Below are 13,127 nucleotides of genomic sequence, written 5' to 3' on the forward strand. Positions count from 1 at the left end.
CTTGGCGGTGGGGAGGGTGCATTCAGGCCGCGACCGACCGCCAGGCATCGGCCCGGGCGCGGTCTTCGTCGATCTCGACGGCGCGCGCCCGGTCGGGCAGTTGCGCATCGTCGGTGCGGGCGCCATGCAGCATCGCGCGCACGAGCGTCGCGCCGCGTGCATCCACGCCGCAGAGGTCGGCGCCGCTGAAATCGGCATGGCTCAGGTCGGCATCGCGCAGCGACGCGCGCTGCAGTCGCGCGTCGGCGAAATGGCACTGGTGCAGGTTGGCGGCATCGAAGCGCGCGCCCGGCAGCGTCGCGCCGGTGAACAGGGCCTGCGACAGATGGGCCCCGGCGAAAAGGACGCCGCTGCCGGAAGCGCCGCAGAAGATCGCCTGGGGCGCGCGGGCGCGCGTGAAGTCGGCGTCGTCGAGTTGCGCGTGCATGAAGTTGCACTGCGCAAGCGCGACCTCGCGGAAGTCGGCACCCGAGAGACGTGCCTCGTTGAACTGGCAGGCCTCGAGCGCGAGGCCGCGGAACGACTTGCGCTCCAGGCCCGTCCTGTGGAAGGTGACCCGCCGCAGCGTCGCGCGCTCCCAGGTCAGCCGCGACGCATCGCATTCGATCATCGCCGCATGCTCCCAGTGCGTGTCGTCGGCGTTCACGTCGACCAGGCTGCAGCTGCTGAAGCTGCTCGACTGCAGCCCCGCGCCCGCCATGCCCGCATGGTCGAGCGTGCAGCGCGTGAAGGTGGCCATGGCGAGCGCGGCTCCCGAGAGCTGGGCATGCGTCGCGCGGCATTCGGAGAACACGGCGCCTTGCAGGTTGGCGTCGCGAAAGTCCGCATGGTCGATCTCGCACTGGTTGAAGACCGTGCGGCGCAGGTTGGCGCCGCCGAACAGCACGCCGCGCAGGTCGCAGCGATCGAACACGCATTCGCGCGCATCGGCGCCGCGCAGGTCCGCCTCGTTCAGCTGGCTGCGCGAGAAGACACCGCCCGCCACGCGGGCACCCGCATAGGCACCCTTGCGGAAGTCCTTGCCCTCCAGGGTCTCGCCGAACAGGATCGCGATGCCCAGCAGCGTAGCGTTCATGCGGGCTGCTCCAGGGCCTGTGCGCGTGCGTGCGCCTGGCGCGCGGCCGCCGCCTGCTGTTCGGGCGTCAGTCGCGGATAGGTTCGTGCGCGCGTCAACAAGGCCCCGTCGAAACGGGCGTCGGCGTCGAGCTGAATGCGCGACAGGTCGGCCCCGAACAGGTTGGCGTTGCGCAGGTCGCAGCCGCGCAGGTCGGCATGCTGCAGGATCGCCTCGCGCAGGTTCGCGCCCGAGAGCCTGGCACCGGCCCAGCGCGAACGCGAGAGCATCGCGCCGCGCGCGCTGAGGAGTTCGGCATCGCAGTGCTCGAAGCAGGCGCCCGCGAGGTGCGCGCCGTCGAGCACGGCGCTCGTGAGCCGGGCCGCGCCCAGATCACAGTCCGCCAGATTGGCGCCATCGAGCCGGGCGTCCGACAGGTCCGCGCCGCGCAGCACGCAGGACTGCACGAAGGTGGCTCCGGACAGATTCGCACCCGCGAGGCGGGCGTCGTCGAGGCGGCATCCGACGAAGGTGCTGCCCGTGAAGACCGCATCGCGCGCGCTCAGGCCCTCGAGGCGGCATTCGAGAAACTGGCAGCCGGTCAGCCGCGCGCCATCGAGCACCAGGCCCCGCAGGTCGAGCTTGTGGAACAGCAGGCCGGCACCGCGCGCGCCGCTCCAGTCGGCCGGTCCCCAGGTGGTGTCCATCGACTGCAGGTTGTCGATGACGGCCTCGCGCAGCTGCGTGGCGGCAAGCGCCGTGCCGCCGAGCTGCGCGCCCGTGAGGTCGGCGCGGTCGAACACCGCGTTCGCGAGCCGCGCGCCGCCGAGGTTGCTGCCCTGGAGCTGCGCCTCGATCGCCACCGCACCTTCGAGGCAGGCGTGTGAGAGCACACAGAGGCGCAGCACCGCACCCGTCAGGTTGGCGTTCGTGAGGTTCGCGCTCTCGAGCCAGGAGCCCGTCATGTCGACGCCGCGCAGGTCGAGGTTCGACAGGTCGACGCCGGTCAGGTCGAAGCCCAGCCAGCGCCGGAAGCCGTGCGCCAGCATCCATTGCAGCTCGCGCCGGCGTTCGGCCGCCTGCTCCGCGGGCAGCGGATCCGCCGGTGGCTGGCGATGCGCCGATTGCAGGTAGTTCGAACGCGCAACGGCTTCCGCCTGCTGCAGCCGGGGCACGAAGGCGTTGCGGTCGAAGGCCTTGCCGGCGCCGGCATGGGCCGATTCGAGGCGCGCGAGTTCGTCGCGCGCGCTGAACCGCGGCGGCCCGCGGTGCTGCGCCTGCTTCAGGTCGACCCGGTGTTTCTGCGCGAATTCCCTGGCGTTCTCGAGCAGCGTGACCGTGTCCTCCAGGGCGGCCCACTCCTGGGCCTCCATGTCCTTGATCGTGCGTTCGATGAAGGCGGGCATCTCCTCGGGTTTGGGCGGCTGCTGGCGCGGCGGCAGCCGAAGTCCCAGCGCATCGGGATCCTTGCCCTGGGTGCGCACCTGGTCCCGTGCCATCTCGACGTCGATCGCGGCGCGGCGGTACTGCGCGTCCTCCTGAAGCCCGTCGGGGCGCAGCGCGGCCTGCGCGGCTTCGGTGGCGGGATCGGCGGTGTCGATGCCCGGCGGCAGCAGCACGCTGTCGTCGAGCGAATGGAGCGCGGCATGCCTGCCGGTGGCGCGCTTGTTCAGCGTGTCGAGGTAGTGCTGCGGATCGCGCGGCTCGTCGATGCGCTCGACCGCGCCGAGCAGGCGCGTGATGTCGCAGGCATCGTCGCGCCCGGTCTGCGCCAGCCCGTGAAAGACCAGCACCAGCCGTTCGGCATGCGGAAAGCACCAGACGGTGGTGAGCTGCATCGGGATCTCGTCGAGCGTCGCGGGCTCGCCGCTTCCCTGCTCCGGCGCGCGGCCCGCGAACACACGCACGCGCAGGCCCGGCAGGCGGCCCGCGACGTACGGCCGGTCGGGATGCATGTGATCGAAGGCGAAGTCCTCGTCGCCCTTGAGCGGCGCATCGAACCATTGATCCTGGCTCGCGAGATTGAAGAAGCGCCAATCGGTATCGGGCGCGAACCCGGGCGCATGCCGCGTGAGCCAGTCCTCGTCGTAGGTGCCGCGCCAGGCCGCGCGCTGCGGATGCGTCAGATCGAGCGGACCGAAGGCCGCCGGCGCGATGGCCTGGTCGATCTCGAGCAGGCGATCGTGCGGCAGTTCGAGGTGGGGCAGGGCGCGAATGCCTTCGAGCACCGCGCGGCCCTTGCCCTGCGGATTCGCCGGGTGATCGGGACCGCCGTAGGCATGGGCCCAGTCGAGCGGAATCTTCGAGAACGGCAACGGCGCCGTGGGGTCGCGCCCTTCCCATCGACGCTCGCCGAAGACCAGCACGGTCTTCTCCCGCTGGCCGATGCGCGCGCGCACCGCGACGGCGCGCGTGTCCACCGCGGGTGCGTAGGCATGGCCATGGACCAGGAATTCGGGATGCAGCTTGGCGATGCCTTCGTCGATGACCGGCGACGCCATTTCCTTGGCAAGGAAGTCCCACATCGATTGCTCAGCCCAGAGCGTGCCGCGCTCGGCCTGGGCGAAGGGGACATGGAGGTAGCCGGAGACGCTGAGGCCGAAGCGGTGGCGGAACTCCATGGGGCGGAAGGACAGGCCCAGGGATTGGGGTTTGATGATGTGCATGGAAGCTAGGTGCGAGCGACTATCTGTTTGCCTTCTCACTTAGAAGGTGGCTCGCTTTCGCCTGATTTGGAGGCATCGCCCGAGCCGGGTTCGGGCGGCGGATCGTCGAGCCCTTTCGGGCGTTGAGGGCCGCGGTCCGGGTGGAGGCTCCGATCATTGGGACCCCAGACACGAGTTTCTGCGCGCTCAAAGTAAGGGCTGTAGTCCAGATCGCCGGGCCGAGGAACACGACCTGGCTTGTTGGGATCCACGTAGTAGTCGTAGTAGTCCTCCGTGAACTCGTCGCCCTTGGTTGATTTCGTGCTGGTGGGCGCATCGTCTGCCATCGAACGAGAGGGGCTGTCCATCAGACGACGCAGCCGCGCTGCGAGTCCGGGGTGGCCGGCATCGGCGGCCGCCTGGGCTGCCTCCTTCAGTTCTGCATTCGCGTCGCTGAACTGCTCACCCATCTCGCCGAGGCCAAGGAATCCAGAGCCGATGCCAAACACCAGCCCGAGTGCAGAAGCTTGGTAAGCATAGACAGCGGCAGGAGCGCTCAAGGCTTTTGCGCCGCCGGCGATGGCCTGGCCATTGCTTGCTGGCGCAAAGATCTTCAGTGGCACCATCTCGATGCTCGATACGCTCGCAGTGCTGATCGTGGCACCGGTCGTCATTTCCATGTCGAATCCGATGGTGGTGCGCAGTGAACCTGCAAAAGCAGCATCCATGGCGATACCCAGGAAGGTGCTACGGGCGAGCCCTATATTGACGTCGCTGGATGTCCCCATGTAGGCACCGTTGTTGGAGCCGTAGGCTGTGACGTTGTTTTCGATGGATATCTGATTGATGCCGCCAGCGGCGATGATCGACGCGTCGGTATTGCTCATCAGCGTGAACTTGTTGGCCATGATCGAGTACGGTCCCTTGGGGGACTCCAGCACCATCGAGTTCGCCCCCGTCACCTTGAAGTCGATGTGCTTCGCCTCGAAGATCATGTTGGTGGCCTTGTAGCCGAGGTTGCCGTCGACCACGATGGTTTGGTTGCCTTTGACCTGCCGTCGTTCGTCGCCGTCCGTCATGTCCTGCCGGGATGACTGCGTGTGAGTAAACAGGTCACCCTTGACCGTTGTTGACTGAACGCCATCCACCTGCGTGACCTGGTTCGACACCACATGGGTGTGCTGCTCTTCGCCGACCTTCGTGCGCTGCGTCAGGTCGACCTGATGCGATTCGTTCTTGCGAATGTGCAGCTTGCGCTCATGGTCCACCAGCAAGGTCTGGTCGCGGTGCACGTGCGTGTGCTGGTCGCGATCCACGCGCAGCCACTGATCGCGGCCGATGCCGGTCGTGTCGTCGCGCTCCACGCTGCGCCGCATGTCCCGCTCCGCATGCACCGACAACAGCTCCTCCCCCTTGCGATCCTCGAACTGGATCTCGTTGTAGTTGCTCGCATCGCCCCCGGGCGTGGAGCGCGTGCGGAAGCCGCTCTGCGTGGGCGACTTGTAGGGGATGGGCTGGTCGTCGTTGTAGACCCGTCCCACGATCACGGGTCGGTCGGGGTCGCCGTTGAGAAAATCGACGATCACCTCCTGCCCGATGCGCGGCGCGAAGTAGCCGCCCCAGCCCTTGCCGGCCCAGGGCTGCGACACGCGCACCCAGCAGGTCGACTTCTCGTTGCTCTCGTCGTAACGGTCCCAGTGGAAGTGCACCTTCACGCGGCCGTGCTCGTCCACGTGCAGCTCGTCGCCTTCGGGGCCGACCACGATCGCGGTCTGCGGGCCGGGCATGGTCACGCGCGGCGTGAGGCGCGGTGGGCGGAACGGCAGCTGCATCGGCAGCACGGTGAGGAAGAACACGCAGACGCCGCGCTGGGCGTCGTGCAGCGTGCGCTCGGTGCGGATCAGCTCGTCGAGCACGCCGTCCGCGCCGTCGTTGACCGCGTCGCCCGCGATCAGGCCGCACAGCCGCTCGGCATGCCACTTGCGCGTGCGCTCGTCGTCGGCGCCTTCATAACCCGGATGGGCGATGACGAAGCTGCAGGCGCCGATCAGGTGTTCGCCGCGCGCCAGTTCGGGTGCATCGCCCTCGAGCACGAAGCTGCGGCCCACGCCCACGTCGGGCCAGGTCGTCACGGCCCAGTGGCGGTCGCGGCGCGCGATCAGTTCCTCGCCGCGGATCCTGGCCGTGGCCTCGGCGTGCTCGACGCTGAAGTAGTCGCCCGGGTATTCGAAGTCCTCGAACTCGGCGAGCTCGTGCTCGTCGGCGGCGTCGATGGTGGCGCCGATGTTCTTGCGGATGGCCTTGAAGTCGCTGTCGCGCGCCGCATGCTTGCCGGTGTCCAGCCGCTGCGTGGAGATCCAGCGCGTGATCTCGTTGAAGCGCGCCTCGCCCGCGACGTCGGTGTAGTGCAGCACCGGCGTGGCCGGCAGGCGCTTGTGCGCGACGAAGCTGGTGTCGGCGAGCTGCAGCCGGCCCGGCTCGTCGTGCGCGTCGAACCAGTAGTAGATGCCCTCGGCCTCGAGCAGCCGCGAAAGAAAATCGTGGTCGCTCTCCTGGAACTGCACGCAGTAGCGATGCGGTTCGTGCGCGCCGATCACGCCGTCGGCGTTGGTCTTGCGGATGCGCCGCGCCGGGCTGTCCTCGAACACGCCGTTGAGCACATCGAGCACCGGCTTGTCCTGGAAGATGCGTGAGTTGCGCCGCTTGGTCAGCAGCCAGAACCAGGAGCGCAGCGTGATGCGGTAGCGGTGGTAGCGCCCGGTGCGGCCTTCGCGCAGGAAGCGCACGGCGTGCCCGTGGCAGTGGCGGGTGTGCGGGAGCTCATGGGCATCGATGAAGTCGATGCCGATGTCGAAGGCGCGGCCCAGGATGTCCTTGGGTTGCACATGCCCGTTCTTCGACAGCACCGTGAGTTCGTAGACCGCGGCGCGCGACAGGCCCTCGTGGCCGATGAGGCTCCAGAACATGAGGTCGTTGGCGACGGGGGAGTCGGTGTCGATACGGATGTCGTGCGTGTGCATGGGTCATCGATTGTTCGAAATCGGCGGGCGCGGCGCGATGGTCGTTCCGCTCGAATGGATGGCCGCGCGTCCTGCAATGGCCGCGAATTCCTCGGCCGCAGCCGTTCGTTTCAAGGTTTCATCCCCACGAGCCGCAGGAGATTGCCGCGCGCCACCAGTTCCCGCGCCTCGGGGGCGAGCTGGCCCAGGAAGTTCTGCACGCTCGCGAACTTCATGGCCTCGGCGTCGGCCGAGCGGTGGCTCGCGTCGGTGCCGATCAGGAAGCGGTGGGGCTGGGCCTCGATCAGCGCGAGCCATTCGGGCCAGACGTTCTGGCCGTCGCGCAGCACGGTGTAGTCGGGCGAGCGCGGATGGCGCGGCCAGGTGCGCGCGCTGAGTTCGTAGTGCAGGTTCGGATGCCGATCGAGCAGCCGCCGCGCGAGGAACAGCGGCGTGTAGCCGCCATGGGCCCAGATCACCGGCACGTCGGGAAAGCGCTCGAGCATCTGTTGCAGCTCGGCCATGCGCGTGGATTCCACGTGCACCATCACCGGCAGCCGGTACTTGCGCGCGAGCGCCATGATGCCGGTCATGGTCGCGCCGGTCGGGCTGTAGTCGGTCTCCGCGAAGCCCGATGCCGGGAAGTGCGCGGCCGAGATCTCGCCGATGCCCTTGTAGAGACCGGTGGCCAGCAGCGCGTCGAGCTGCGCGAGCAGGGCCGGATCGTCGGCGCTCCAGCCCGGGCGGTAGATGCTGCGCTCGGGCGAGATCGAGGCGAAGGGGATCAGCCGGTCGGGATGGCGCTTCGCGGCCTCGGCCACCGAATCGTTGCTGCTGCGCCCGCCCCAGAACACCACGGCATGCGTGGCGCCCCAGCGGTCCATCAGCGCGAGCTGCATCGCGAGGTCGTTGAGATGCACGTGCGCGTCGACGAAGGGGATCATCGGCGCGGCGGAGCGCGCATCGGGCAGCGGCGCGGTCTGCGACCAGGCCGGCAGGGCCACGGCCCACAGCAGGCCCGCGCGCAGGCAGAGCGTGCGCGCCAGGCGTTGCAGTCGTTGTCGATCGGTCCAGTGCATGGCGTGTCCTCGTGCGGCGGAAGGGCCTTCGCCCCGGGGGAGATGCACGTTAAACGCGGGGGAAGGAAAGACGGTCAGCGATTGGTAAGCGTCTGCCGAAAGAGATAGGGGGTGGCCGTGAGGACGGTGCGTGCCCCCACCCCGGCCCTCCCCCAGAGGGGGAGGGAGGAAGGCCTCAGCGCTGCAGCAGAGACCTGGCGCGCTGCACGCGCGCGAGGCTTTCGCCACCGCGCACCTGCGCGAGCGCCCGCGACAGTCCCGTGCGCTCCGCCTCGCCGGCATCGGGCCGTTCGCAGAGTTCGATCCACGCGGCGAGCGCGGCCCAGGCCGATTGCTGCGCCGCACCGTGGTGCAACGCACGCTCGAGCGCGCGCCGCGATTCGGCATCGTCGTGCTGCGCGGCGTGCCAGCGGGCATCGAGCCGGTGGATGTCGCTGAGATGGCCGGCTTCGCCGAACTGCTCGGCGCTGTGCAGCCCGGCGTCGATCTCCGCGCGGGCCTCGTCGAGCTGGCCGGCGCGCAGCGCCACCTCGGCCGCATACAGATGGACCTGGCTCGCGCCCGCGAACATGCCGCGCTGGCGGTGCCGCTCGAGCGCCGCGCGGATGCGCTGCGTCGCGCTCTGCGCGGGCCGGCGCGCTCCATGCCCGGCGATCCAGCCGTCGAACCACAGGGCCGGGCCCTCGGCCTGGCCGATGTCGTCGGCACCGGCCGCGGCCTGCAGGGTGGGCAGCATCTCGGCCACCAGCGCGGCTTCGCCGAGCGCGGCGCCCGCGGTCGACGCGCCCCAGGCGGCCAGCATGCTGGCCATCGGCGCGCCGAGCCGCAGGGCGCGTTCGCGTGCCCGCGCGAGATGCTGCAAGGCGGTGTCGATCTCGCCGACCATCACCAGCGGCAGCGCGGAATTGGCGAGCATCGACACCACCGGGTCGATCGGGAACGGCGCGCCCGCGATGCGCGCCTCGTCGCGCGCGCAGATCGCGAGCCCTTCGCGCAGGCAGTTCGCCGCCGCCGCGTAGTCGCCCTGGAACGACAGCGTGGTGCCGCGCAGGTTCATGGCGCAGACCACCACCGCGGGATCGTCGAAGCGCCGGCCCAGGGTTTCGACGCGCTCGGCCATCCGCAGCGCCTGCCGGTAGTCGGCGCGCGCCATGTGGATCCATCCGAGGCCGCCATGGATCCAGCCATGCGCGGCGGCCGCCGGCCGGCGTTCGCAGAGCTCGAGCGCGCGCGCCAGCGAGACCTCGCGCTCGGGCGCGGCGAAGCCCAGGTACTGCGCGAAGGCCACGGCCTGGTGGGCATGCAGCCCGAGTTCGAGCGCATCGCGCTCGGGCCGCGGCAACGCATCGCTGCGGCCGAGCAGCGCCAGCGCCCGGCGCGCGAGCCGCACCGCTTCCTGCGGCGCGAAGCGCGCGACCGCGAGCCGCGTCGCCTCCGCGCTGTGGCGGATCGCGGCGGTGGCGTCGTGGCTGCGCTCGTGGTGCTCGGCCAGCTCCGCGGCCGCCACCGGCAGGCCGAGCGGTGCCATGGCCTCGAGGCCCTGCGCCGCGCGGCGGTGCAGTTCGGCGCGCCGCGCCGCGCCCAGGCGCTGATAGAGCACGTGGCGATGCAGCGCATGGCGAAAGGCATGGCGGGCGTCGAAGCTGTCGTCGGCCAGCCGCTCGACCGCGAGCGGCACCAGCCATTGCCCCTGCCTGGCGAGCCGGTCGATCTGCGCGCGCACCGACAGCCGCGAGCGTTCGAGCATCGAGGCCAGCGGCTGGCTCCAGAACTCCACGCCGAGCACCGAGGCCGCCTCGAGCAGCGACTGGTCCTCGGGCTCGAGCAGCTCGAGCTGCCGCTCGATCAGGTGCGCGAGCCCTTGCGCCAGTAGTGCCGGCGGCTCGGCGAAGGCGTCGGGCGGAGGCCCGACCGGGCCGTCCCGCGTGTCCGCGTGCTCGCGGTCGGCGGCGTCGAGCCAGGTCGCGAGGTACAGCGGCAGGCCGCCGGTCTGCGCATGCAGCCGCTGCGCCAGGTGGGTCGATGGGGGCTGCCGTGCATAGCGGCCCGCGAGGTACTCGGCCACCTCGCCCGCGGAGAACGCGGCCAGTTCGAGGCCACGCGCCAGGCCGCGCAGCCGCAGCCGCGCATGCAGGTCGGCCACGGCGGTCGGCCGGCCCTGCGCATCGGCGGGGCGCAGGCTCGCCACCAGCATCCAGCGCGCGCGTTCGCGCCGGCTGGCCAGGTGCTCGATCAGTTGCAGCGAGGGCAGGTCGCTCCACTGCAGGTCCTCGAGGACCAGGAGGACGGGCTGGGGCTCGGCCAGCCGGTCCAGCATCTCGCGGAACTCGCGCAGCACGCGCCCCGGACCCACGCCGTCGATCTCCTGCCGCAGCGCAAGCCGTTCGGCCTCGCTCGCATGCCAGGGCATCTGGGCCAGCCAGGTGGGCGCGATGCGCCGTATCTGAGGCACCGCGCCCGGGTGGCTGCGGCACAGGCCGTTGAGCGCCTCGAGGATCGGCATGTGCGGCTCGTCCTGGCCGCCCTGTTCGACGCACTGGCCGCGTGCAACCAGCGCCGCGCCCGCATGCCGCGCGAAGTGGTCGATCAGCGTGGTCTTGCCGATGCCGGCCTCGCCGATCACGAACACCAGCTGCGCCGTGCCTTCGCGCGCCTGCTGCCAGGCCGCATGGAGCGCATCGAGCGCGGCCTGGCGACCGACCAGCCGGTCGCCGGCCGGCGGCACCCAGGCGGGCGGGGCCGCCGTGGCACCTTCGATGGCGGCGATGAAGCGATAGCCGCGGCGTGGCACGGTCTCGACGTAGCGCGGCTGCGAGGGATCGTCGCCGAGCGCGACGCGCAGCTGGTTGATCGCGGTCTTGACGACGGCGTCGCTGACCACCTGCGCGGGCCAGACCTGTTGCAACAGCGTGGCCTTGGCGATCAGCCGGCCGGGGTGACCCGCGAGCGCACAGAGCAGCGCGAAGACCTTGGGTTGCAGCGCGACGGGCGCGTCGTCGCGCAGCAGGCGGCCGGCGGCCGCGTCGAGCACGAAGGGACCGAAGCGCAGGGGCGGAAGCGGGGCACTCACCATCGGTTCATCGCGGGGCGTCGGTTGCGAGGCGGCGGGGCGATGCGCATCGGGCGATTGTCATGGGGCAGGGGCTCGCTGGGTGGGATGTACCGATGCCGTCGGGGTGAATGCATGCCGCCCGCAGCACTCGAAGTCTTCCAGACGAACGAGGCACGGCGTTTTTCAAGCCGCGGATCTCGGGGTGCGCCAGAATCCCGGACCGATCCCGCCCCATCTCCCGCCCCATGCACCGCACCGTCGCCCTGCTCGTTTTCTCCGGCGTCCAGTCGCTCGACGTCAGCGGCCCGATGGACGTGTTCTCGGAAGCCAACCGCTTCCTGCCGGACGAGGACCACTACCGGCTCGAGACCATCGGCGTGGAGCACGGCACCATGCCGTGCTCGAACGGCCTCTCGCTGCAGGCGCATCGCCACTATGCCGAGGTCGACGATGCCTTCGACCTGCTGCTGGTGGCCGGCGGCCCGGCGCTGGTGCGGCAGCATTTCGATCCGGCGCTGTACCGCTGGCTCGAGGCCGCGAGCGCGCGGGCCGCGAGCTTCGGTTCGATCTGCAGCGGCGCCTTCATCCTGGCGCGTGCGGGCCTGCTGAATGGCCGCACCGTCACCACGCACTGGAACGACGCGGCGGCGCTGGCCAGCCTGTGCCCGAGCGCGCGCGTCGAATCGAACCGGCTCTTCAACCAGGACGGCAAGCTCTACACCTCGGCCGGCGTCACGGCGGGCATCGACCTGTCGCTCTACCTGCTCGCGCAGCACCACGGCAACGAGGTGGCGCTGCACGTGGCCCGGCGGCTCGTGGTGTTCACGCAGCGCGCGGGCGGGCAGTCGCAGTTCAGTCCCTTCCTCACGCCCCGGCTCGAGCCGGCCTCGCCGGTCGCGCAGGTGCAGCAGTACGTGATGGCGCACCTGGGCGACGAGCTCACGGTGGCGGTGCTGGCGCGGGTCGCGCACATGAGCGAGCGCAGCTTCGCGCGCACCTTCGCGCGCGACGCGAAGCTCACGCCGGCCGAGTTCGTCGAGAGCGCGCGGCTCGACGCGGCGCGCGTGATGCTCGAGAACGGCCAGGCGCCGATGAAGACCGTGGCCTTCGCCTGCGGCTTCCACGACGCGCATCGCATGCGCGCGGTGTTCCTGCGCCGCCTGGGCGTCACGCCGCAGCAGTACCGCGCGAACTTCGGCAGCACGCGGCTCGCGGCGTCGCCCGGGGGTTGACGGCGGCGCGCCGGCGCGTCGACAATCCGGCCCGCAGTCGCCCCAGCGGCGCGCTGCCGTAGGCGTTACCGTCATCCAACGCGTCCTTTGTCGAGTGGTTCCCAGCAGGGAGATCTCGATGCAAAGACGCCACGGTATGCCCTCCCTCTTCCTTTCGTTCGTCCTGTTCGCCTTCCTGCGCTGCATTGCATCGCGCGGCCGGCACAGGGTCTTTTCGCGTCCGTTCGCGAAGAGCGCCGCGAGGGTTGCCATGGCTTTCTCCATGACCCCAACCCATCGAAAGACAGCCATCATGAAAACCACCGGCAACACCATCCTCGTGACGGGCGGCACCAGCGGCATCGGCCGCGCGCTCGCCGAGGCCCTGCACCGGCGCGGCAACCGCGTCATCGTCACCGGCAGGCGCCAGGCCCTGCTCGACGAGGTCACGGCCGGCCGAGCCGGCCTGTTCGGCCTGCGGCTCGACCTCGACGATCCCGCCTCGCTGCCACGCGTCGCGCGGGAGGTGCGCGAACGTTTTCCCGAGCTCAACGTGCTGATCGCCAATGCCGGCATCTCGCGCGCGGAAGACATGCGCGCCGACGCCTGGAGCGCCACCGATGCCGAAGCGATGGTGCAGACCAACATCCTCGGCGTGCTGCGCACCGCGGCCGCGTTCCTGCCGCTGTTGAAGGGCCAGGCCAATGCGAGCTTCATCGCGACCGGCTCGGCGCTGGCCTTCGTGCCGCGCGCGGACTTCCCGGTCTACTGCGCGAGCAAGGCCTTCCTGCACTCGTGGCTGCAGTCGCTGCGCCACCAGCTTCGCGCGGTCCCGGTCGAGGTGCTCGAACTCGCGCCGCCCTATGTGCAGACCGAACTCACGGGCAGCGCGCAGGCCTCGGACCCGCGCGCCATGCCCGTGGGCGCCTACGTGGCGGAGGTGATGCGGCTGCTGGAGCGCGGCGATCATCCGCACGGCGAGCTGATGCTCGAGCGCGACCACGCGCGCCGCTGGGCCGAGCGCGATGGCCGCTACGAAGCGGTCTTCGCGGCGCTGAACCCCTGCTGAAGCGCACCCCCAGGCGCC

General features: G+C 70.4%; 7 protein-coding genes. 2 read left to right on the forward strand and 5 right to left on the reverse strand.

The features are described 5' to 3' along the window. Positions 1-22: 22 nt before the first annotated feature. The 5 genes from AC07RM_RS14125 to AC07RM_RS14145 all read right to left on the reverse strand — a co-directional run bounded on the left by AC07RM_RS14125 (position 23) and on the right by AC07RM_RS14145 (position 10,847). Positions 23-1,075: a pentapeptide repeat-containing protein gene (locus AC07RM_RS14125; protein WP_495334934.1), complete on the reverse strand. Its 1,053-nt coding sequence runs from the start codon at positions 1,073-1,075 to the stop codon at positions 23-25. Next, positions 1,072-3,720, reverse strand: coding sequence for a DUF2169 family type VI secretion system accessory protein (locus AC07RM_RS14130; protein ID WP_495334935.1), 2,649 nt, complete (start codon positions 3,718-3,720; stop codon positions 1,072-1,074). Before AC07RM_RS14130 ends, AC07RM_RS14125 begins: the two co-directional genes overlap by 4 nt. 35 nt (positions 3,721-3,755) lie before the next feature. Further along, positions 3,756-6,719: a type VI secretion system Vgr family protein gene (locus tag AC07RM_RS14135; protein WP_495334936.1), complete on the reverse strand. Its 2,964-nt coding sequence runs from the start codon at positions 6,717-6,719 to the stop codon at positions 3,756-3,758. A 110-nt stretch (positions 6,720-6,829) separates the two neighbouring features. Beyond that, on the reverse strand, positions 6,830-7,777 hold the full coding sequence (locus tag AC07RM_RS14140) for an amidohydrolase family protein (protein WP_495334937.1): 948 nt from the start codon (positions 7,775-7,777) through the stop codon (positions 6,830-6,832). 175 nt (positions 7,778-7,952) lie between these two features. Continuing rightward, positions 7,953-10,847, reverse strand: coding sequence for an ATP-binding protein (locus AC07RM_RS14145; RefSeq protein ID WP_495334938.1), 2,895 nt, complete (start codon positions 10,845-10,847; stop codon positions 7,953-7,955). Positions 10,848-11,074: 227 nt separating this feature from the next. Here AC07RM_RS14145 and AC07RM_RS14150 point away from each other — a divergent pair, with 227 nt between their 5' ends. Both AC07RM_RS14150 and AC07RM_RS14155 read left to right on the forward strand, forming a co-directional pair. Beyond that, positions 11,075-12,061 carry a GlxA family transcriptional regulator gene (locus tag AC07RM_RS14150; RefSeq protein ID WP_495334939.1) on the forward strand — a complete coding sequence of 329 codons (987 nt, stop codon included), beginning with the start codon at positions 11,075-11,077 and terminating at the stop codon, positions 12,059-12,061. Positions 12,062-12,353: 292 nt separating this feature from the next. Further along, the gene (locus AC07RM_RS14155) at positions 12,354-13,109 is read left to right on the forward strand and encodes an SDR family oxidoreductase (protein WP_296799616.1); all 756 of its coding nucleotides are present in this window, start codon (positions 12,354-12,356) and stop codon (positions 13,107-13,109) included. The last annotated feature ends 18 nt before the right edge of the window (positions 13,110-13,127 follow it).

The organism is Variovorax sp. GW821-FHT09B05 (assembly GCF_059418265.1).